This window comes from Pseudomonas sp. 5C2, from assembly GCF_034314155.1.
GTDB lineage: Bacteria > Pseudomonadota > Gammaproteobacteria > Pseudomonadales > Pseudomonadaceae > Aquipseudomonas.
In genome coordinates this window covers 2,332,340-2,354,893 of sequence record NZ_JAVIWH010000002.1, presented here as the reverse complement: position 1 = coordinate 2,354,893, position 22,554 = coordinate 2,332,340, and the positions used below count along the sequence as shown (strand labels likewise).

The following is a 22,554-nucleotide window of genomic DNA, read 5'->3' as shown; positions in this document are numbered from 1 at the left end:
TCATTTCCTTGGGTCGAAAGCGTCGCGGGCGGATTCGCCAATGAACACGAGAAGGCTGAGCATCAGGGCCAGCACGGCAAAGGCGCTGATCCCAAGCCAAGGGGCCTGGAGGTTGGATTTGCCTTGGGCCACCAATTCACCCAGCGACGGGGAGCCTGCTGGCAAGCCGAAACCGAGGAAGTCCAGGGCGGTCAGGGTGCCGATAGCGCCCGTGAGAATGAACGGCATGAAGGTCATGGTCGAGACCATGGCGTTGGGCAGGATGTGGCGGTACATGATCGCCCCGTTTTGCATGCCCAGGGCCCGTGCGGCGCGCACATATTCCAGGTTGCGCCCCCGCAAGAACTCGGCGCGTACCACGTCCACCAGGCTCATCCATGAAAACAGCAGCATGATGCCCAGCAGCCACCAGAAATTAGGCTGGACGAAGCTGGCCAGAATGATCAGCAGGTACAACACCGGCAGCCCGGACCAGACTTCCAGGAAACGTTGCCCCAGCAGATCCACCCAACCACCATAAAAACCCTGCAGGGCGCCCGCGATGACGCCAATGATCGAACTGAGTACGGTCAAGGTCAGTGCAAACAGCACGGAAATACGGAAGCCATAGATGACCCTTGCCAACACATCGCGGCCCTGATCGTCGGTGCCGAAGTAGTTCTCCCGCGACGGCGGGCCAGGGGCCGGGACTTTCAGGTCGTAATTGATGCTCTGGTAGCTGTAGGGGATCGGTGCCCACAGGGTCCAGCCGTCCTTCGCTGCCAGCAGTTCCTTGATGTAGGGGCTTTTGTAATTGGCTTCCAGCGGAAATTCGCCGCCGAAGACCGTTTCGGGATAGCGCTTGAATACCGGGAAATACCACTCGCCGTCATAGTGCACGGCCAGCGGCTTGTCGTTGGCGATCAGTTCGGCGCCCAGGCTCAGGCCGAACAGAACCAGGAACAACCACAGTGACCACCATCCGCGCTTGTTGGCCTTGAAGCGCTCGAAGCGTCGGCGATTGAGAGGGGAGAGGGTCATGTCAATTCTCCCTGCTTTCGAAGTCGATACGTGGATCGACCAGCGTATACGTGATGTCACCGATCAATTTCACCACCAGCCCGAGCAGGGTAAAAAGAAACAAAGTACCGAAGACCACCGGATAGTCGCGGTTGATGGCCGCCTCGAAACTCATCAAGCCCAAGCCGTCGAGGGAGAAGATCACTTCCACCAGCAGCGAGCCGGTGAAGAAGATGCTGATAAAGGCCGAAGGGAACCCCGCGATCACCAACAGCATGGCGTTACGAAACACATGGCCGTACAGCACACGATGCTGGCTCAGGCCCTTGGCTTTGGCGGTGATGACGTACTGCTTGCCGATCTCGTCGAGAAAGCTGTTTTTGGTCAGCAGGGTCATGGTCGCGAAGTTGCCGATCACCAGTGCGGTGACGGGCAACGTCAGGTGCCAGAAGTAATCGAACACTTTACCGCCCCAGCTCAGCTCGGAGAAGTTGTTCGAGGTCAGGCCGCGCAAGGGGAACCAGTCGAAATAGCTACCGCCAGCGAACACCACGATCAGCAGGATGGCAAACAGAAAGGCCGGAATGGCGTACCCGACGATGATCGCCGAGCTGGTCCAGACATCGAAGTGGCTACCGTGACGTGTCGCCTTGGCAATCCCCAGCGGGATCGATACCAGGTACATGATTAAGGTGCTCCACAGTCCAAGGGAAATGGACACCGGCATCTTCTCGATAATCAGATCGATCACTTTGGCATCGCGGAAAAAACTGTCGCCAAAATCCAGCGTGGCGTAGTTCTTGATCATGATCCACAGGCGTTCGGGTGCTGACTTGTCGAAGCCATACAGGTGCTCGATTTCCTTCACCAGTGCTGGATCAAGCCCTTGCGCACCGCGATAACTGGAGCCTGCCACCGACACCTCTGCGCCACCGCCCGCAATGCGACTGGTTGCGCCATCGAAGCCCTCGATCTTGGCGATCATCTGCTCCACCGGACCGCCGGGCGCTGCCTGGATGATCACGAAATTGATCAGCAAAATGCCGAACAACGTCGGAATGATCAGCAGCAAACGCCGAAAAATATAAGCCAGCATCTTATTGCTCCACGCTCGCCGGCTCGGCTTGCTCAGGGGGTTGTGCAGGGTTGGCCGGTTTGGCGTCGGGTTTTATCCACCAGGTCGAGGTAGCGACGTCGAACAGCGGTGTCACCTTGGGATGACCGATATGGTCCCAGTACGCCACACGCCAGGTTTTGATGTGCCAGTTGGGGATCACGTAGTAGCCCCAAAGCAGCACACGGTCCAGCGCACGGGCGTGGGTGATCAGGCTTTGCCGCGAGTCGGCATCGATCAGTCCGTCGACCAGGCTATCGATGGCCGGGTCTTTGAGGCCGATGAAATTGCGGCTGCCCGGCTTCTCCGCGCTGGAGGAGTGCCAATACTCGCGTTGTTCGTTGCCCGGTGAACTGGATTGCGGAAAGCCGCTGACAATCAGGTCGAAGTCACGCGAACGCAGGCGGTTTACGTATTGCGAGACATCGACCCGACGCAGCACCAGATCGATGCCGAGGTCGCTGAGGTTGCGCTTGAAGGGCAGCAGGATGCGTTCGAATTCGGTGTGCGCCAACAAGAACTCGAGGGTCACTGGCTTGCCTTGGGTGTCGACCATCTTGTCGCCGACGATCCTCCAGCCGGCCTCTTGCAGCAGTTGAAAGGCTTTACGCTGTTGTGGGCGAATCATGCCGCTGGCATCGGTGACCGGCAGCTTGAACTCGTCAGTGAACACCCGGTCAGGAATGGTGCCGCGCAACGGCTCGAGTACGGCCAGTTCGTCTTTACTCGGCAAGCCGCTGGAGGCCATGTCCGAATTATCGAAGTAGCTTTTGGTCCGGGTGTAGGCGCCATTGAACAGTTGCTTGTTGGTCCACTGGAAATCCAGCAACAGGTTCAATGCTTCACGCACCCGCACGTCTTGAAATATCGGACGCCGCAGGTTGAAGACAAAGCCCTGCATGCCGGTAGGGTTGCCGTTGGGGATTTCTTCCTTGATCAACCGACCGGCGTTGACGGCAGGCGTGTTGTAAGCCGTGGCCCAGTTCTTGGCGCTGGTTTCGAGCCAATAATCGAATTGCCCGGCTTTGAGTGCTTCAAGGGCAACGGTATTGTCTCGATAGTAATCGATGGACAGGGTGTCGAAGTTGTAAAAACCACGGTTAACCGGCAGGTCTTTGCCCCAGTAGTCCTTGACCCGTTCGTAACGGATCGAGCGCCCGGCTTTGACTTCGGCCACCTTGTACGGGCCGCTGCCTAACGGGATTTCCAGATTGCCTTTGGCGAAGTCGCGATTTTCCCACCAGTGCTTGGGCAGGACCGGCAGTTGGCCGAGGATCAGTGGCAACTCGCGGTTGTTGCTGCTTTTGAACTTGAACAGCACGCGCAGAGGGTCTTCGGCGATGACCTGATCAACGTCTGCATAGTAGCCGCGATACATCGGGGCACCGTTCTTGATCAGGGTCTGGAAGCTGAATACCACGTCTTCGGCACGGATGGGGTGACCATCGTGGAAGTGGGCTTCGGGGCGCAAATAGAAGCGCACCCAGCTATTGTCCGGCGCTTTTTCGATTTTGCCGGCAATCAGGCCGTATTCGGTAAAGGGCTCATCCAGACTATGGCGGGTCAGGGTGTCGTAAATCATGCCGATGTCGTCAGCTGGCACGCCTTTATTGATAAAGGGGTTGAGGCTGTCGAAACTGCCAAAGCCGGCCTGACGAAAGCTGCCGCCCTTGGGGGCGTCCTGATTGACGTAATCGAAATGTTTGAAATTGGCGGGGTATTTCGGCGCCTCGTTGTACAGGGTCACTGCGTGTTCGGGGGCGGCCAGGGCTATGCAGGCCACGCCCATCAGCAACATGCCGCTGGCCCGCATCAGCAGGGAGCGCATAGCAATCATTGGGTTTTCTCCGAAGGCTTGAGCCACCACGCACGCAAACCCAGAGTGTAGGTTGGGGTGGTGACCTGGGCGAACCGGTTGCGGTACGCCAGGCGATGATAATCGAGGTACCAGTTTGGGATGCAGTACTGCTGCCAAAGCAACACCCGGTCCAAGGCACGGGCTGCGGCGATTTGTTCGTCGCGTGATTGTGCCGCCAGCAATTGATCGAGCAGGCTGTCGACCACCGGGCTGGATACGCCTGCGTAATTCTTGCTGCCTTTGATTCCAGCCTGACTGGAGTGAAAGTACTGCCATTGCTCAAGACCGGGGCTGAGGCTCTGGTTCAAGGTCATCAAGATCATATCGAAATCGAACTGGTCCAGGCGCTGCTTGTATTGGGCGCGATCTACGGTCCGTAAGCGAGCGTCGATCCCGAGGCGAGAGAGGTCCTCAATGTAAGGCTGCAGAATCCGCTCAAGGTTGGGATTGACCAGCAATATTTCGAAGCGCAAGGGCTGCCCGTTGCGATTGAGTAACCGCTGATCCGACAACTTCCAGCCCGCTTCGGCAAACAGCCCGAGCGCTTTGCGCAGGGTTTCCCGGGGAATATCACCCCCCTCGGTTTTAGACACACTAAACGGCTGGGTGAACAGGTTCGGCGGCAACTGATCACGCCAGGGCGACAGCATCAGCCACTCGTGACCTGACGGCAGGCCGGTGGCTGAGAACTCGCTGTTAGGGTAGTAGCTCGCCGAGCGGGTGTAGGCGTCACTGAATAGCGCGCGATTGGTCCACTCGAAATTGAACATCAGCCCCAGCGCTTCGCGCACCTTGACGTCCGAGAAGGTGCCGCGCCGGGAGTTCATGAACAGCCCTTGGGTCTGGGTTGGAATCTTGTGCGGGATCTGCGTTTTGATCACGTCGCCACGGGCGATCGCCGGAAAGTTGTATCCGTTGGACCAGTTTTTGGCCTGATGCTCGATGTAGATGTCGAACTCACCAGCCTTGAATGCTTCGAATGCCACATCGCTGTCGCGGTAGAACTCCACGTTGACCCGATCGAAGTTGTACTTGCCACGGTTCACCGCCAGATCTTTGCCCCACCAGTCCTTGACCCGCTCAAACACCAGTTGCCGTCCGGGTTGCACCTTGGTAATCCGGTAAGGACCACTGCCCACGGGTGGTTCGAAGGTGGTGGCTTTGAAATCGCGATCTTTCCAGTAGTGCTGCGGCAATACCGGCAGTTCGCCGAGACGCAGGATGAGCAAGGGGTTGCCGGCACGCTTGAAGACGAAGCGGATGCGATGGCGACCAAGAATGTCGACCCGCTGCACTTCCTGCAGGGCAGTGCGGTATTGCGGATGACCTTCCTTGAGCAGTAACCGATAGGAGAACGCAACGTCATACGCGGTGATTGGTTTGCCATCATGGAAACGCGCCTGCGGGCGCAGGTTGAAGACCACCCAACTGCGGTCTTCGCTGTATTCGACGGTTTGCGCGATCAGGCCGTAGCTGGAGGTCGGCTCATCACCGGACGGGTCGTACTGACCGGTGCCGACTATCAACGGTTCGTTGAGCTCGTTGACCCCGTATTGCAGAAAATTTGGCGTCGAAATCGGACTGCTGCCCTTGAACGTGTAAGGGTTGAGCGTATCGAAAGTGCCAAATGCCATCATCCGCAAGGTACCGCCTTTCGGCGCCTCGGGATTGACCCAGTCGAAATGGGTAAAGCTGGCTGGGTACTTGAGCACACCGAACTGCGCGTAACCATGGCTTTCGCTGATGGTTGCGCCTGCGGAAAAGCTCAAGACCAAGGTGAATAACAGGAGGAGGCGTATCAAGTCAGAGATTCGATCCAGGAGGCTTGGGCTTCTTGGTCGGTACAGTAACAGCTTGTATCCGTTGGAAAAAGGCCACCTCCAGGGTGGCCCTTTGCTGCGTATCCCGTCTGGTTATTCAGGGGTGCAAGCCAGTGGATCTCAAGGGGCCTGATACACGGTCAGGGTCTGGCCTGGTTTGAGGGCATGGCCGCTACGTGGGTTCAAGCGTTGGAGATGCTCCATCTCGACGTTGAAACGTTTGGCCACCATGTACATCGAATCGCCTTTGCGTATCGTGTACTGGGTCGACTTCTTGTCGCTGCTTTTGCCTTTGCTTTTGCCTTTACCCTTGGGGCTGATCATGTCCTGCATGACCAGGGTCTGCCCGACTTTCAGGTTTCGCCCGGACAGTTGGTTCCAGTGCTGCAGGTCTTTGACCTCAACTTTGTTGGCTTTGGCGATGGCTACCAGGTTATCGCCCTTTTTCACCCTGTAGTTGCGGCTTCGCGTAGGTTTGTCAAGGCTGGCCAGCGTGTCGCCAGTGCCGCGGTATTGCTGCCAGCCCACCATTTCCTGCGGTTTCATGTTCGACAGGCTGGCGGTCAGCAACTGTGCCTTGGCGGTTGGCACCAGCAAATGCTGTGGACCGTCGACGGTCATGCGTTTCTTGAACGCCGGGTTAAGCTGGAAAAGCTCGTCTTCGTCGATATCCGCCATGGCGGCGACCTTTGACAGGTCCATGCGCTGGTTGAGTTCAACGACTTGGAAGTAGGGCTGGTTGGCAATCGGATTGAGGTTGACGCCGTAGGCTTCCGGTGCGAGCACCACTTGGGACAGTGCGAGGAACTTGGGCACGTAATCCTGAGTTTCCTGCGGCAGTGGCAGGTTCCAGTAATCAGTGGGCAGGCCAAGTTTCTGGTTGCGTTCGATGGCCCGGCTGACGGTACCTTCGCCAGCGTTATAGGCAGCAAGCGCCAAAAGCCAGTCACCGTTGAACATATCGTGCAGGCGTGTCAGGTAGTCCAGGGCGGCGATGGTCGAGGCGGTAATGTCGCGGCGGCCGTCGTAAAAGCTGGTCTGACGAAGGTTGAAGTAACGCCCGGTCGATGGAATGAACTGCCACAGGCCTACCGCGTCGCTGCGTGAATAGGCCAGGGGGTTGTAGGCGCTTTCGATTACCGGAAGCAAGGCCAGTTCCAGCGGCATGTTGCGTTCTTCGAGGCGCTCTACGATGTAATGCATGTAGAGGCTGCCGCGTTCGCCAGCGTTTTCCAGAAAGGATGGATTGTTGGCGAACCATAGACGTTGTTGATCGATACGTGGGTTCTGACCGTTGCCTTCTTGCAACTGGAAGCCCTGACGCATCCGCTCCCAGACATCCTGAGGTACTAGTGGGGTCGGTTTGTCACTGAGAAAAATCGGTTTTTGCTTGATGCCGGCGGCGAGATTCGGCGCGTGATGGGTACTGACAGAGTCGATTTGGCTGGTGGTCTGACAGCCGGCCAGCGTAGCGCTCAGGGCCACGGCGATAGCCGGGACCAGTCGGGTCAATGCGTCTGAATTGATGACTTTGCGTATGGATGACGACATTGGCTGGGGGGTAGTTCCAGGCGAAAATGTCGGGCGATTCTAGGAACCAGCCAGCCAACGGTCAACCTTTCAGAATTTCTATGCTGATCAAGACGGTGCTTAGAACTTATCTTTCCAAGCACGCAAGCTAGCAAAAATAGCACTTGGCGACTGATTGTCCGTGCCAGTCCGTTCGTCTGCTTTTTCTTTAACGGATCTTTCATGGGTCCGAATGAATGGGTTAGTGCGTCGTTCCAGCGCTAAATTTGAAGGTAGGCTGATCCGGTTTTCGCTGCGCCATTGGCTCACTTGGGCGAAGCGTTCGGCGATGTCGCAATTACCCGGTTCTACCGCTTGGGCGAAGCGCAGATTGCTCAGGGTGTACTCATGTGTGCAATACACCAGTGTGCTGTCCGGCAGCGCCGCCAGACGGCTCAATGACTGATGCATTTGCTCGGGTGTGCCTTCAAACAGTCGGCCACAACCTGCCGCGAACAGCGTGTCGCCGCAAAATAGTAACGGTGCGGTCGGGTCGTCGTGGTAGAAGGCGATATGGCCCAGGGTATGACCGGGCACAGCGTACACAGCAAAGGTCAGGCCGAGTACGCTGATCTGGTCGTTGTCGTTGAGCGCGACATCTCGCGCCGGGATGTTTTCGGCCGCAGGACCCAGTACCCGGGCACCAGTGGCTTTTTTCAGTTGCTCGACGCCGCCCACATGATCGAAATGGTGGTGGGTGACCAGAATGTCGCTGAGCTGCCAACCCGGATGCTGTTCCAGCCAGGCCAGAACCGGTGCAGCATCGCCAGGATCGACCACCGCACAGCACCGGCTGGCAGTGTTTTGTAACAACCAAATGTAGTTGTCAGTGAAAGCGGGCAGGGCATCAATCTGTATCATGGCGCAGTTCGCTAAGCGGGAAACAATGGTGCATCTTAGGGTCTATAGAGGTTCTACGCGAGTGCCCTCATGGAGAACAGAAATGACTGATAAAGCTTTCGCCCAGGCTGATTCTGAATGGCTTGCGCTGATCAGCTCAGCCCGTGAGTGGTTGTCCGGACCGGTAGGGCAACTGCTGCTGGAGGAGGAGCGGCGGGTGCTCGAAGATGAGCTGGGCCGTTTTTTTGGCGGCTACCTGGTGCATTACGGCCCTTCTGCCGAAGCGCCGCCAGCGGCTAAACAGGTCCAGCGTAACGTACGTCTGGGTGCACCTTTGCCCGGCGTGGAAATCGTCTGTGAAGAACAGGCCTGGCCCCTGAGCGAGCACGCCGCCGACGTTGTGGTCATGCAGCATGGTCTGGATTTCTGTTTGTCGCCTCACGGTTTGCTGCGTGAAGCGGCCAGCAGTGTGCGCCCCGGTGGACATCTTTTGATTATCGGGATCAACCCGTGGAGCGCCTGGGGGCTGCGGCATGTTTTCGCTCATGATGCCCTGCGCAAGGCCCGCTGCATTTCGCCGTCGCGGGTGGTGGACTGGTTGAACCTGCTGGGCTTTGCGCTGGAGAAACGACGCTTCGGGTGCTATCGTCCGCCGCTTGCTTCAGCGGCCTGGCAAGCACGACTGGCCGGGCTGGAACGCCTCGGCGACGGTTGGCAAAGTCCCGGCGGCGGCTTCTACTTACTGGTTGCACGCAAGATCGTGGTCGGTCTGCGTCCTGTGCGTCAGGTGCGGCGTGAGACCATGGGCAAACTGCTGCCATTGCCGATGGCCAAGGTCAATCGGCGCAATCCGCAGCCGTAAAGCGTTACGCAAGACAAGCCGGTTGATGGTTTGTCGATGAAAGTTCGGTGGAAAGCTCGATGGAAGGTTTGATGGAAACGGTTGTAGTGAGCGAAAGCGTTGAAATATTCACCGACGGCGCCTGTAAAGGTAATCCTGGCCCTGGCGGTTGGGGCGCCTTGTTGGTATGCAAGGGGGTCGAAAAAGAACTGTGGGGTGGCGAGGCCAATACCACCAACAATCGGATGGAGCTGACCGCGGCCATTCGTGGTCTTGAAGAACTCAAACGGCACTGCAACGTACTGGTTGTTACCGACTCCGAATATGTCATGAAGGGCATGAAGGAGTGGCTGGTCAACTGGAAGAAACGCGGCTGGAAAACCGCGGCTAAACAACCGGTGAAAAATGCCGACTTGTGGCAGTTGCTCGATGAGCAAGTCAATCGCCATACCGTGACCTGGAAGTGGGTACGTGGGCACACCGGCCATGACGGCAACGAGCGCGCCGATCAGTTGGCCAACCGCGGTGTAGATGAAGTGAGAGGCATCAAACATGCGTAGTGTCGTACTCGATACCGAAACCACCGGTATGCCCGTTACCGATGGCCACCGGGTCATCGAGATCGGTTGCGTGGAGTTGATCGGCCGCCGCCTGACCGGGCGGCATTTCCACGTGTACCTGCAACCGGATCGCGAGAGTGATGAGGGCGCCATTGGGGTCCACGGCATCACCAACGAGTTTCTGGTGGGCAAGCCGCGCTTCAATGAGGTCTCGGAAGAGTTTTTCGAGTTCATCAAGGGCGCGCAGCTGATCATCCACAACGCAGCGTTCGACGTCGGCTTCATTAACAACGAATTCGCCCTGATGGGGCAGCGTGACAAGGCTGATATTACTCAGCATTGCACCATCCTCGACACCTTGGCGATGGCCCGGGAGCGTCATCCTGGCCAGCGCAACAGCCTTGATGCACTGTGTAAGCGTTACGGTGTCGACAACTCCGGCCGTGAATTGCACGGCGCTTTACTCGATGCCGAGATTCTTGCCGACGTTTATCTGACCATGACCGGCGGGCAGACCAGTCTGTCTCTGGCAGGCAATGCGACCGATGGCAACGGCTCGGGAGAAGGATCGGGCAACACGGCCAGTGAAATTCGCCGCTTGCCAGCGGATCGGCAACCAGCGCGGGTGATCCGGGCCAGCGACAGCGAAATGGCTGAGCACGACGTGCGCATGGCGGCAATCGCGAAATCTGCCGGTGCGCCAGCGTTGTGGGTGCAGTTGCAAGAGGCTCAAGCGCAAACTCCCCAGTAAACTCATTTTCAGATAGCGCAGTGGTGTCATGACTCAGGAAAACCCGGCACTGTCCATTCGAGTCGCGGATGAGTGCTTCGAGGATTACATCCTCAACAGCGAGTTCACCTTCACCGTCAGCGGCTATGCGTTGGCGCAGGTTGGTCAGCGTGTCGACTCCTGGGAAATCGACCCCGTCGAGCCTTATCGCAAGAATTACGGGATCGATTCCCAAGAGTTTTGCCATTATCGGGACGCTGCTGGCAGCACGGTACTGGTGGCCTGGCTAGGCGAGCGGGCAGTGGGCCATGTGGTGCTCAGCACTCACTGGAATGGCTTTGCCCATGTGGACGAGCTGGCTGTGGACGCTTCGGCGCGTCGCCAGGGGGTGGCGAGGTCACTGCTGGATGTTGCGCAGTTCTGGAGCCGCAAGCACCGCCTGCCGGGCCTGATGCTTGAAACTCAAAACAATAATCTGGCAGCCTGCAAGCTCTACGAGCGTTGCGGTTTTGTGATGGGTGGCATCGATCACATGCTGTATCGGGCTATCGACCCTGAAACACGGGAAGCCGCGATTTTCTGGTACTTGGTGTTTGAAGACTAACGCCAGAAGTTACTGAACGTTATTCTTGGGGCGTGCGGGGAGGGGGTAGCGATTTGGATTTACAGAAAGCGCAAGCGCGGAAATTTAATTATGTCCAAAAACGGACCTGAATCGCCGCTTGCGGCCACGTCAGTGCGGGGCGTTAAAACGGCGCACAGGTAACCTGACGATTCAGCACAGTTAACGATGCACGCTCCCGGATCAGGGAGTGCGGGTCATTTTTACGCCGGACTGAAGCAACTCGAAGTCATCTCCGCCCAAATGATTGACTCGATCGCCAATGGCCAGACGGTAGGTCGAAACAGGCTCCGTGCCGCTGGCCGCATCGGGCTGTGATTCCTGGAATTCATGCACCGAGTAGACGCGGCCTTCCGCATCTCTTGCATGAAAATGTCGGACGAGAACTGAAGCCATTTGCTTTGTAACCTCTGGAGATAACCGCTCATTTGCGCTGACATGCTAACACCACGCGCTGACAATCGATGCCCGCTTGTAAGGTAAGTCTGAACGAATTGATTCAGCTGCTACACCTATATTTGTCAGACCGCTGTTTTGCAGGCTAGTTTTCCAGTGCTGAAAAAATAGTCTGAGCCGTTGGTACTGCGGGTAGCAAGTGGCTGTGCGTGGCGTTTTCAACAGTTCAATCGTAATGGTCGGACCCGAAAACCAGACTAAATAGGTGACTTCATCTATAACTTACACCTCCATTAATCAGTGAGCGGAAATCTTCATGAGCCAGGTCTATACGATCGCTGTTGTTGTTGGCAGTCTGAGAAAGGACTCAATCAACCGTAAGGTCGCGCGCGCGTTGGTGGCGTTGGCACCCAGCAGCCTAAAGCTGAATATCGTCGAAATTGGCGATTTGCCCCTCTATAACGAAGATATCGATAGTGACTCTCCTCCGGCCGCTTACACGGCCTTTCGCCAGCAAATCAGCGCAGCCGATGGCGTGCTGTTCGTCACCCCGGAATATAACCGTTCGGTACCGGGTGTCCTGAAAAACGCCATCGACGTGGGTTCGCGTCCGTATGGCAAAAGTGCCTGGGACGGCAAGCCAGGCGCAGTAGTCAGTGCCTCGCCGGGTGCCATTGGCGGTTTTGGCGCCAACCATCATTTGCGTCAATCGCTGGTTTTTCTTAACGTACCGTGCATGCAGCAGCCGGAAGCCTACCTGGGCAACGCGGGGACTTTTTTCGATGCCGCCGGTACGGTGTCCGAGCAAACCAAGCCCTTCCTGCAAACATTCATGAACGCGTTTGCGGCCTGGGTTGAGCAGCATAAGAAGGTTTAACGCCTAAAGGCGGTGCGTCAGCGCCTGCCTTGCATTATGTAACGCAGGGCAGGCGAGGTAATTCGGTAAGTTTCTCTTTCACGTTCAACCACCGTCGCGGAATTCGTTCGGCGGGGTGGTTTTCAGCGCAAAAGGAAACTTGCCATGACATCCCCCTCCCGCCCGTACTTCCATACCGAATCGCTCAAAGAAAGATTTTCCCGCGACGTGACGGACGCCGTCCTCGCCGAACGTATAGACGAGGACGAAGCGCGCTGGTTGCGAACGCTGGTGGGTCCCTCTGCTCTGGACGGGACGGTGATACCACCGCGGCTGGACCGCGTGATCAAAACCGGTGGTCTGCCCACTGACGTTGAACTGGCTGCGGCCGTGTTAATCAGCTACCCATCGAGCGACACCACCGTTTACCTGAGTACCCTGCTGTATGGCCTGGAGCGATTCGATGATAGGGAACAACTGCTGGTCAAATTGCTAAAACGTTTCGGATCGCAAACAAGTGACGTGCCGGCGTTCGAAAATCAATTGATCGATGAGCCGTTGTTTGAGTTTCGGATGCTCAAGATCATCGATCACCAAGTACAAGAACTCGTTGAGCTGGCCCAGCATTTTGAGCAAACACCCTCATTGCAATCGGTACTGAAATACGGCTTGGAAGGGCAGATCAAGACCGCAATACCCGAGACGTCAATCGATCCTTCGACGCACATTCTGCAGATCATCCAGTCAACAACGCGGTCGTCGATGAAAGACGTCACGGCCGTCCAGTCGCTCGTGGATGCGGCACTGGACGAGTACATCGACCGGGAATTGCCGCAAGGCGCTGAGCACCGCTTTCTGGGGCCGTCGGGTACGACCCTTGACTCACTGGAGGCGCAACCTCAACGACAAGCACTGTCTGATACGGTCAAGGAACTGAAAACGTCTTTTGATAATCGACTGGGTCATTTTTGGTGGTCTCCGGTAGGTCATGGCCAGACGCGTCGTGAATACGTTGCCGCTGCGTTGTCCGAATGCTTCCGACAGGCGCTGCTGGCACGCAGGCACGATGCTAAGTTCGACGCTCATGAGTTTCGACGAGTCAGCTCACTGTTAGATCCGTCTCTTGAGCAATGGGGCGATGGTGGTCAGGTTCGCCTCAGGAAGCTCACACTGTCTCTTGATCATCGAGATCCGTCGGAGCTGGCGGGCGTATTTCTGGTGGAGTGGATTGTGCCGTCGCTGTCGGAACTGCTGCTTTACTCAGTGGGAAAGGGACTGCGTTCGTTTCGAAATCGAAGGGAATTGAGCGATCACTTCTCCACAGGCGAAGGACGCACAGAACTCCTTCACTACCTGTCGCTGGATGATCACGCTCGGGTGCGCACGGCGGCCAGGTTGCAGTTGGCGTTTGAAAACATCGACCGGCCCTTGTTTCTGGATCGAGTCGACTCGGTCATCGCCTTGCAGAACCGCAATCTGGCTTTCGTTATCGATCAGCCTCGCAGAGACCGCGATCTGGCAGCCGTCATGATTGACGATGCGTTGGATATTCGTCATCTGATTGACCATCGCCTGTCGCGGCTGGGTGGCGGTGGTCGATGGCGTGATGTACCGGGCACGTTCGGTGAAGCATGGCGCCTGACACCTTCGATCCCACTGGCACTCCCACCTGCCAAGGCCGTGGCGGCCACGCTCAGTCCATCCTGGCTAGAGCGGATGCAGACGCTTGATGATGCATCCCGGCTTATCTGGAAAGCGCACCCGGGTATCGAATCCTGCGCCCGCGATGTGCTGAACAGGCAGTTGGCCATCCTGTGTGATGGCCGTCTGGATGCGAAGGATGTTCACGTGCAGCTCATTGAGGCATTGCCTGTCGAGGTGCTGAGAAACACGGCAGAAGCCCGAGCTGGCGCAGTCAGTCCGACAATGCCCCCAGTCGATCTGATCACCCTGCTGCTCGACCGGGTGAGCGGTCATCGAGTAGTCGATGTGCACGTCGACAATCAGATTATCCTTGCTCCGGCAACGATTGCGCAGACAGACCCCAGCACACTGCTGACGCCTGCGTTGGTCAATCATCTGCTGAAATACGCGCATGCCCAGTTTTCCGCAGCGCTGGCACGTCAGACCAGGCGGTTCCACACGCATGCTCTGCGTCAGGTCAACTCCCGATTGGACCCTCGGGCGTTGTCGTGCGAGATAACGGCAGCACTGCTTCGCCTGGAGCTGAACCTGAAGGGACGTCTGGACGACCTCGATCAGCCAGCGCAGGTCATGCTTGAGCAAGTACTGGATTACCCTGTGCGTAGTCTGCGCCGGGTATTTGGCGACGCTATCGTCGAAGTCTGCGCCCTGTCGTGCACCTATGACGAGAAGCGCCCATCGGTGCAGATGACCAACCTTTTCATGCTGCATCAACCCTCACTCGCCCCCACGGGTGTAGTGCTCTGGTCTTCATTGTTGGGTGTACGACGATTCGACTCACTTGTTGGTCTCAAGCGGTTATTGATTGCGAAGCTGGCGAACACTCATCACCGCGAGCAATGGTTGGATCTTTTTCCCGAGCCTGAAAAGTGCATGATCCGCAAACACCTGGAGCAACCCGATGGCAATCTATTGTCTATCGATACTATTCCGCTGAATGAGCATTTCATTGAGCAGTTGCAACGGGTCGAGCAGGACCGGCAATGCAAGGCTGTCGAGCACGCGGTTCAACTCGCAACGGACTGCCGTCTAGAGACGAAACTGTTCAGCAACCTCGTGACCGCTGCCCAGGCCAATGACCAGATGGATGCAGCACTGGATGCGATGTCAGGGGCCATTCAGAGTGCCCTGTTCGAAGCGCAAATGCCGGCCTGGTTAAAAAAAGCCTCGATTGACGACTTGCAGAGCTATGCCGACGTACTCAAGCGTTACTTTCGGGTCGGTGATCCGATCAATGATTTTCTATTCGGCATTCCGTATCTAAAGGCGTACGCCCGCGAAAAAATACTCGACCAGCTGAGTATCGACTTCCCCGGCCAGTCATTTGACCCGGACACCTTGCGAATAACCCTTACGCGATACGTTGGAGCCCCGGTGGGCACGGGACAGACGCCTTCTTTTTTGCCCGCAGTGACCGATGTCAACACCGAAACATTGACCGAATACTCGCTTAATCATTTTTCGACGATCCAGGGGGCGAGCCTGGCGGTGAGTTCTGCTGAAGAGAGCCTGGCTACCGTTCTGTTGACGCCCGCCTACCTGAGTGGGTTGATCCACACGTTGGATGTGGGAGCACATTATCAAAAACTGCTGACGCAAAAGCTGGACAGCAGTCATTCAGACTACAGCCTTCGCAGACGTTTATTTTTCAAGCAGTTGCCAGCGCTGATGATCGAAACTGCTGTTCAGAAAAAGCTTGAAGGGCAGCTCAGTGCCAGCGCCTACGATTACATCGAGGGCCTCATGGAGATGCCCGATAGTCTTGCCCGGCAAACTGTACATGAAGAGGACATTATCCTGTGTCCGCTTCGACTGATCGCGCAGGCGGGCGCCATGGCGGACAGTGTGCCCGGCTTTTACGTCATAGGCCCAAAGGACCCATCTCAGGGGCCGGTGATCCTTTATTCGATTTTTAACCAGAATTTTTGCTTCAAGGAGTACGCCGACAACGCCAGCCTGCTGCAGGACATACGTACATCAAGCAGCCTGCAAACTCAGCTCATGCAGCGTGTCACGCCCGACGTGCAAACGCGTTATGGCCATCACAGCTTCCTTCTGCCTCCGGTGTGGAGTACCGAGTTCTATACGGATTTCCCAATGTTTTCATTGGGGCCTATCACCCTGGACAGCGAACCTGTTGAGGGCAATGTTTTGCAGTATCTGTTCCGTGATGCCGTTAGCGTATTCAAGGAAATAGCGAAAACGCAGACAGTCACTACTGCCCAGGCTGATTGGGAGTCGCTCACGTACCTGATGACGCTTCAGGCCGAGCAAGTCCTTATTTTTCTGCCCGGCGATCTCGGCCTGATGGCTGCTGGCTGGCAAGGGCTATCGTTGTTTCACTCATCAGCCACCTCGGCCGCCAGTCGACACTGGGGCGAGGCAGTGTCGGAGTTTACCGCTGCTTTGGCCATTTTTGTGTCGGCCAAACATTCAGCCTTGAAGGCGCTGGAGGTCGACGATTCAGCCTCTGAGGTGCTGAGTGACCTTGACGCGCCGCTGGGATTCTCTTGGCGAAATGCCCAATTGCCCCCAGACGTAAAAGTCCGTTTGCAGGCGTTCGAAGTGTCCGATATCGCATTGAGCGATTTGATGAAAGATGAGCTGTACAACCTTTACCAGGCGCCCTTGACGCTGAAAAAGTATGCGGCTGTCGCTGGCAAGGTCTATCAGGTACAGATGCAGGATGAGGGGGCCTGGCACATTGTCAGTGGTGACAATGTCGGGCCGAACCTGAAACTCAATGACCATCAGCAATGGGAACTCAATGTGCGTTGGGGGTTGAGGGGGGGAGGCGGGCTTCTTACTCGGCCTAAATCTCCTGATGCTTTAACCCTGAGTGAGATCGACGCAGCGGTCAATCATGAGTTCGACGTTCTGGCCAGTGGAATGCCTGCGATACGTCTGGGGTATCGAGACCACGCACGCAGGATTGGTCGCGCCCATCTGCAAACCAAACGCTATATCGAGACCTGCCTGGAAAATCTGAACGTGCGAACGCCCGCTGCACCGCTCAATGCACAGGTCAACACAATCATTGGTGAGTTCTTCGGTGTACAGACGCCGAGTGCCGGACTTGTCGATGCAATCAAAAAGTCGACAACGGGCTTGTTCAACGCCGTGATGGATGCCTCGTTGGCACCTTATTCTTCACCCCGTTTTTGTCTTGGGGGTGAATCGGGCAGGGTACGAAACCACTGTCGCGTTCACGCTAAAAGCTGATCCACTCCAGCGTATTTACCTGAGCGAGCAGTTTTTTGAAGCGTCGAAATATCACCTCAAGCCTTCAGCCGTTGGCAGCGCGGGTTTCAATCTGAGGTCCCACTATCGAGCGGCTGCACTCATCCACGAACTGTCTCACCTGAGCAATGACACGCACGACATCGCTTACCTGGAGGCCACGGCCCCTTTCCTCGATTTGTTGGCCATCGATACGCCGGACCAGATTCGGATCAAATCCGATCTGGAGGAGTTGCATCACCGCTATCTTTCGCATCGGACCCCCATCAGTCAGCTGTTCAAGCACTTTAAAAATGGCCAGTGGCAAGACATCAATGATGAAGGGGAGGGTAAGCAATTCGTTCTGAACATCACCGGACAGACAACCCTGGCAGACGCTCGCCCGGTTTTTCTGGCCGATGCTGAAAAACGCAGCGAAATCATCCTGGGAAATGCTGACTCTTTGGGCCTTCTCGTCACGTTGTTGGGGCGCCAACGCTTCGCCGCTTGACTCGCTTGTCGGGTGCATCAAGGCTGCATTGAAAATGAGCCGCTTTAAAAAGCGGCTCGTCTTAGCTCTTATACCGGCGAATCAAATCGTGTAGTGCCGCAACTCACGGGCGATGACCAGGCGCTGGATTTCACTGGAACCTTCGTAGATCTGGGTGATCCGTGCATCCCGGTAATAACGCTCCACCGGGTAGTCTTCCAGGTAGCCATAGCCGCCATGGATCTGCATCGCCTTGGAGCAGACTTTCTCAGCCATTTCCGACGCGAACAGCTTGGCTTGTGACGCTTCCGACAAGCAGGGTTTGCCCGCGCTGCGCAGGCGCGCCGCGTGGAGGATCAGCAGGCGTGCAGCGTTGAGTTGGGTGTGCATGTCGGCGAGCATATTCGAGACGCTTTGGTGCTCGATGATCGGCTTGTCGAACTGCACCCGCTCACGTGCATACGCCAATGCGGCTTCGAACGCGGCGCGGGCGATGCCCAGTGCCTGTGCGGCAATGCCGATGCGTCCGCCTTCAAGGTTGGACAGGGCAATGGCCAGGCCCTTGCCACGCTCACCCAGCAGATTGGCGGCGGGAACGCGGCAATTGCTCAAGGTCACGGCGCAGGTGTCTGATGCGCGAATGCCCATCTTGTGTTCGGTACGGTCTACCACGAAGCCCGCAGTGTCGGTTGGTACCAGAAACGCCGACAGGCCTTTCTTGCCCAATTCGGGATCGGTCACGGCGAAAACAATGGCCAGTTTGGCGCGTTTGCCGTTGCTGACGAACTGCTTGGCGCCATTGATGACCCATTCGTCGCCCCGCAACTCAGCACGGGTCCGCAGGTTGTGTGCTTCGGAGCCCGCCTGTGGCTCGGTCAGGGCAAAGCAGCCGATGGCCTGACCGCTTGCCAGCTCGGCCAGCCACGTCTGCTTTTGCGCCTCGGTGCCGTAGTTGAGCACCGGGCCACAGCCCACCGAGTTGTGAATACTCATGAGCGCACCTGTCGCGCCATCGCCTGCGGAAATCTCTTCCACGGCCAGGGCGTAGGCGACGTAATCGACATAAGTGCCGCCCCATTCTTCCGGGACCACCATGCCTAACAGGCCCAGTTCGCCCATTTTGGCGACCAGGGCGTCATCGATCCAGCCGGCTTTTTCCCATGCCTGGGCATAGGGTGCGATTTCATTACGGGCGAAGTCGCGCGCCATGTCGCGAATCATTACCTGTTCTTCTGTCAGTTCGAGGTCGTGCATGGCTTAGCCCTCATGGCCGTTAAAGAAGCTTTGGACATGCTCGGCACTGAGCGCCTGCACGGTGGGTGGGTTCCACTGTGGATTTTTATCTTTGTCGACAATCAGTGCGCGGACCCCTTCGATCAGGTCGCCGCGCTTGAACCACTGGCGATCGAGGTGCAGCTCCAGAGCGAAGCAGGCTTCAAGTGGTAAATGGCGACCTCGACGCAGCATTTCCAGGGTGACCGACATCGCCAGCGGCGAGCGACTTTCCATCAAGGCAGCCGTACTCATCGCCCAGTCGTGGCTGTTAGCCACGGTGACTTCACGCAGTTGTTCGATGATGCTCTGCACGTTCGGCTGGCTGAAGAAATGGTCGATGACCGGACGCAGTTTTTCCAGCGGGGCATCGGGCAATTGCTGCACGGCGTTTTTTGCCAGCAGGTTTTGTAAATCCTTCAGTGCGTTGTCATTCCACAGCAGGCTGTCCAGTTGCTGGTCCAACTGCGGTAAAACTTCGCTGTTCAGGTACCAGTCGGCCAACCCGCAATACAGTGCGTCCGCCGCATGAATCTGTACGCCGGTGACGCCAAGGTAAACCCCCAGCTCGCCCTGTACCCGCGACAGGAAATAACTGCCGCCCACGTCCGGGAAGTAGCCGATGGCGACTTCCGGCATCGCCAGTCGGCTGCGTTCGGTGACCACCCGCAAGTCGGCGCCTTGAGCCAGGCCCATTCCGCCGCCAAGCACATAGCCATCCATCAGCGCCAACACGGGTTTACGGTAGCGGTGGATGGCCAGGTCGAGGGCGTACTCCTCGACGAAAAAGTCCAGATGCACAGTCAGGCCATTTTTGTGGCTGTCGTACAACGAACGGATATCGCCACCGGCGCAGAAGGCCTTGTCGCCGCTGCCGCACAAGACCACGGCGTACACCTCATCGTCCTGAGCCCAGGCATCGAGCTGTTTTTGCAGGATGCGGACCATGTCCAGGGAGAGGGCATTCAAGCCAGCGGGGCGGTTGAGGGTCAAATGGCCGATATGGTTACGCACCGTGGCGAGTACAGCGTTGCCAGTTCCAACGGGTAATTCCTGGGCAGTCATGGCTATCTCCCTGCTGCTTTATTGTTCTGCTTCTCATCTGGTGCGAGAAATGACCCACGGATGCTACCAGTGCAAATTTGCAAATGACAATCGAGAATACTGCAGTGCGGTTGGGCATTTTTGCATGGGCCAAAGAGAGGACATGCCAAATAGGCCTCAAGCCTTCAAACTGAACAGCGCCACTTGGGGGGCTTCGCTCACCCAGAAAGCACTCACCGACCAGTTGGCGTCCGCCGCAAGCGCGGTGAATGATTCGATGCTGAACTTGTGTGAATTCTCGGTGTGCAGGCGTTCGCCAGCGTTGAAGTGGAACGTGTGTCCAGCGACCTTGACTACATGTTCGCGGCGGCTCACCAAATGCATTTCCATGCGCTCCTCGGTTTCGTTCCACAGCGCCAGATGGTCGAAGGCCTCGACGTTGAAGTCGCCGTCGAGTTCGCGGTTGATACGGGTCAACAGATTCTTGTTGAAACGCGCGGTGACACCGTCGGCATCGTCGTAAGCGGCCACCAGAATGTCGGCCTCTTTGAGCAGATCCACTCCAACGATGAAATGTGCCTGATCGCCCAACAAGGTCCGGGCTGAACGCAGAAACTTCACGGCTTGATCGTGAGTGAAGTTACCAATGGTCGAGCCGGGGAAAAATCCCACACAGGTGTGCCCGGCTACCTCGGTCGGCAATTGCAGGGCGCGGCTGAAATCGTCAATCTGCGGCACGATGTTCAAGTGCGGGTAGCGTTTCCTCAGTCGTACGGCGGCCTTCTTTAATGCGTTGGCGCTGATGTCGATCGGTACATACAGCGCAAGCTGCGGCGCTGCATCGAGCAACAGACGGGTTTTTTCGCAGGCGCCACTGCCGAACTCCACCAGCGCTGCACCGTCTGGAATGGTACTGGCAAGCTGTTGGGCCACGTGAGTCAACAGGGCGGTTTCAGCGCGGGTCGGGTAGTACTCGGCGGTCTCGCAAATGGCCTCGAACAGCTCGGAGCCAGCAGCGTCATAGAAATACTTGGGCGACAGACTTTTCACCGACGCCGACAACCCGGCAATCACGTCGCGGGCGAACTCGCTGTCGTGGCTGTTCACTGCGCCAGGCTGGCGGGCATCACGGGCCAGGCGCAGGCCGGAAAACATCCAGCGCTTTTCCGGGTGGAAAAAGTTGCGGTAGGTCGTGCGGGTGTGGCCAGGGGCGGTGACACTGGCCCCGCCGCGAAGGACCATCAGGTTGATCATGAATTTGCCGTTGTACTCGCCCACCGCGCCAGCAGCCGGACGAAACCCCGGGTAGGCGCTGTAGGCACTTTGCGTCCATTGCCAGGCGACGTCATCCACCTGCTCCAGCAGTCCGGCCTCTGCGGCAGCTTCCCATTCGGCCTCTGTTGGCAGGCGCGCATCAGCCCAGTGGGCAAAGGCGGCCGCTTCGTAATAGCTGATGTTGATCACTGGCGCTGTCGGGTCAATGGCTTCCAGCCCGCGCAAGGTCAGCTGGCGCCAGCCGGGCGCGTCGTATTGCCAATAAAGTGGGGCATTCCAGCCATGTTCCTGGACCGCGGCCCAGCCGTCCGATAGCCATAGCCCGGCTTGGGTATAGCCACCGTCCGCCATGAACGCCAGCCATTCGCCGTTGGTCACCAGGCGGTCGCTGATTTCGAACGGTTGCAGGTAGGTGGTGTGTCGGGGGCCTTCATTGTCAAAGGCAAAGCCTTGGCCCTTGTGGCCGATTTCCGTCAGTCCCCCCTTGAGCGGCTTGAACCGGCCGCGCCGCCCGGGAAGGTCTTTGGGCCAACGTGGGTCATAGGCCGGCTTGAGCGAGGAGGTGCTGAACAGGTGCAAGATGTCCATCAGCAACAACTCTTGATGTTGTTCCTCATGGGCCAGACCCAGCTCAAGCAAATCGGCAGTGGCCGTGGTTATGTCTGCCTCAAGCAGCGTGCGCATGTGTTCGTCCACATGCTTGCGGTAGTCCAGTACTCTGTCCACGCTCGGACGTGTCATCAGCCCGCGCTGCGGTCGGGGATGACGCGGGCCGACGGCTTCGTAATACGAGTTGAACAGGTAACCGAATGCCGGATCGAAAGGGCGGTAGTCGACAACGTTCTCGGCCAGCAGAAACGTTTCAAAGAACCACGTGGTATGCGCCATGTGCCATTTTGTCGGGCTTGCGTCAGGCATTGACTGAACGACCATGTCCTCGGCACTCAGTGGTGCGATCAGGTTCTCGGTCCTGCGTCGAATAGACAGATAGCGCTTGAGACGTGCGTTACCGGTGGGAATATTACGTCGCTCGCTTGAGGTGCTGATCATCAGGTCCTCTCTTCGGCAGTTCAATGGCTGGTACGTTGTTCAGCCCTATACACCTTAGGCTTTGAAGGTCACCCTGACAGGGGTAATAACTGTGATGTGCAGTGCGCGCGTAATGTTCAAACCGAATGTCGGATCGCGGAATATAAAAGGCTGCCGGGTATTCCTGTCCGCTTGAAATCAGCGAGTCCAAGGCTCGTTTCAATCGGTTTCACCCAACGCTGGCAAGAACTCCTGTCCTACGGTTTACTACGCCTTGACCGCGCGCTTTACTGATCTGGACTCGCTCGGTTCATGA

General features: G+C 57.2%; 17 protein-coding genes. 7 read left to right on the top strand and 10 right to left on the bottom strand.

Translation table 11 applies throughout. From position 1 onward, the window contains the following. The 6 genes from RGU44_RS11510 to gloB form a co-directional block, all read right to left on the bottom strand. A complete protein-coding gene (locus RGU44_RS11510; RefSeq protein ID WP_322178278.1) occupies positions 1 to 1,020 on the bottom strand; it encodes an ABC transporter permease in 1,020 nt (339 codons plus the stop codon). Position 1,021: 1 nt separating this feature from the next. Beyond that, positions 1,022 to 2,095, bottom strand: a complete 1,074-nt coding sequence (locus RGU44_RS11505; protein ID WP_322178279.1) for a microcin C ABC transporter permease YejB — start codon at positions 2,093 to 2,095, stop codon at positions 1,022 to 1,024. Position 2,096: 1 nt separating this feature from the next. Continuing rightward, positions 2,097 to 3,950, bottom strand: coding sequence for an extracellular solute-binding protein (locus tag RGU44_RS11500; protein ID WP_322217196.1), 1,854 nt, complete (start codon positions 3,948 to 3,950; stop codon positions 2,097 to 2,099). Further along, the gene (locus RGU44_RS11495; RefSeq protein ID WP_322217193.1) at positions 3,947 to 5,773 is read right to left on the bottom strand and encodes an extracellular solute-binding protein; all 1,827 of its coding nucleotides are present in this window, start codon (positions 5,771 to 5,773) and stop codon (positions 3,947 to 3,949) included. Before RGU44_RS11495 ends, RGU44_RS11500 begins: the two co-directional genes overlap by 4 nt. Before the next feature lie 138 nt (positions 5,774 to 5,911). Next, positions 5,912 to 7,342, bottom strand: coding sequence for a lytic transglycosylase domain-containing protein (locus RGU44_RS11490; RefSeq protein ID WP_322217191.1), 1,431 nt, complete (start codon positions 7,340 to 7,342; stop codon positions 5,912 to 5,914). Positions 7,343 to 7,441: 99 nt separating this feature from the next. Beyond that, positions 7,442 to 8,221: a hydroxyacylglutathione hydrolase gene (gene gloB, locus RGU44_RS11485; protein WP_322178283.1), complete on the bottom strand. Its 780-nt coding sequence runs from the start codon at positions 8,219 to 8,221 to the stop codon at positions 7,442 to 7,444. An 82-nt stretch (positions 8,222 to 8,303) separates the two neighbouring features. Between gloB and RGU44_RS11480 the strand changes: the two genes are divergently transcribed. From RGU44_RS11480 to RGU44_RS11465, 4 genes are all read left to right on the top strand, one after another. Beyond that, a complete protein-coding gene (locus RGU44_RS11480) occupies positions 8,304 to 9,062 on the top strand; it encodes a class I SAM-dependent methyltransferase (protein ID WP_322178284.1) in 759 nt (252 codons plus the stop codon). Positions 9,063 to 9,133: 71 nt separating this feature from the next. After that, on the top strand, positions 9,134 to 9,601 hold the full coding sequence (gene rnhA / locus RGU44_RS11475) for a ribonuclease HI (RefSeq protein WP_374028618.1): 468 nt from the start codon (positions 9,134 to 9,136) through the stop codon (positions 9,599 to 9,601). Beyond that, the gene (dnaQ, locus tag RGU44_RS11470; protein ID WP_219061463.1) at positions 9,594 to 10,352 is read left to right on the top strand and encodes a DNA polymerase III subunit epsilon; all 759 of its coding nucleotides are present in this window, start codon (positions 9,594 to 9,596) and stop codon (positions 10,350 to 10,352) included. Before rnhA ends, dnaQ begins: the two co-directional genes overlap by 8 nt. Positions 10,353 to 10,380: 28 nt before the next feature. Beyond that, positions 10,381 to 10,935 carry a GNAT family N-acetyltransferase gene (locus RGU44_RS11465; RefSeq protein WP_322178285.1) on the top strand — a complete coding sequence of 185 codons (555 nt, stop codon included), beginning with the start codon at positions 10,381 to 10,383 and terminating at the stop codon, positions 10,933 to 10,935. Between the two features lie 201 nt (positions 10,936 to 11,136). Here the strand turns inward: RGU44_RS11465 and RGU44_RS11460 are convergent, their stop codons facing one another. Further along, the gene (locus RGU44_RS11460) at positions 11,137 to 11,349 is read right to left on the bottom strand and encodes a hypothetical protein (protein WP_219061461.1); all 213 of its coding nucleotides are present in this window, start codon (positions 11,347 to 11,349) and stop codon (positions 11,137 to 11,139) included. A gap of 316 nt (positions 11,350 to 11,665) precedes the next feature. Here RGU44_RS11460 and RGU44_RS11455 point away from each other — a divergent pair, with 316 nt between their 5' ends. From RGU44_RS11455 to RGU44_RS11445, 3 genes are all read left to right on the top strand, one after another. Then, the gene (locus tag RGU44_RS11455; RefSeq protein WP_322178286.1) at positions 11,666 to 12,226 is read left to right on the top strand and encodes an NAD(P)H-dependent oxidoreductase; all 561 of its coding nucleotides are present in this window, start codon (positions 11,666 to 11,668) and stop codon (positions 12,224 to 12,226) included. Positions 12,227 to 12,370: 144 nt separating this feature from the next. After that, positions 12,371 to 17,131 (top strand): dermonecrotic toxin domain-containing protein, encoded by a 4,761-nt coding sequence (locus RGU44_RS11450; protein ID WP_322217189.1) that lies wholly within the window; start codon positions 12,371 to 12,373, stop codon positions 17,129 to 17,131. Next, positions 17,082 to 17,639, top strand: a complete 558-nt coding sequence (locus RGU44_RS11445) for a hypothetical protein (protein WP_322217186.1) — start codon at positions 17,082 to 17,084, stop codon at positions 17,637 to 17,639. Before RGU44_RS11450 ends, RGU44_RS11445 begins: the two co-directional genes overlap by 50 nt. Positions 17,640 to 17,720: 81 nt before the next feature. On the opposite strand, the gene RGU44_RS11440 is transcribed toward RGU44_RS11445, so the two are convergent. From RGU44_RS11440 to egtB, 3 genes are all read right to left on the bottom strand, one after another. After that, a complete protein-coding gene (locus RGU44_RS11440) occupies positions 17,721 to 18,872 on the bottom strand; it encodes an acyl-CoA dehydrogenase family protein (protein WP_322217184.1) in 1,152 nt (383 codons plus the stop codon). A gap of 3 nt (positions 18,873 to 18,875) precedes the next feature. Next, positions 18,876 to 19,955: an enoyl-CoA hydratase/isomerase family protein gene (locus RGU44_RS11435; RefSeq protein WP_322217182.1), complete on the bottom strand. Its 1,080-nt coding sequence runs from the start codon at positions 19,953 to 19,955 to the stop codon at positions 18,876 to 18,878. A gap of 156 nt (positions 19,956 to 20,111) precedes the next feature. Continuing rightward, on the bottom strand, positions 20,112 to 22,259 hold the full coding sequence (egtB, locus tag RGU44_RS11430) for an ergothioneine biosynthesis protein EgtB (protein WP_322178290.1): 2,148 nt from the start codon (positions 22,257 to 22,259) through the stop codon (positions 20,112 to 20,114). Between the last annotated feature and the right edge of the window lie 295 nt (positions 22,260 to 22,554).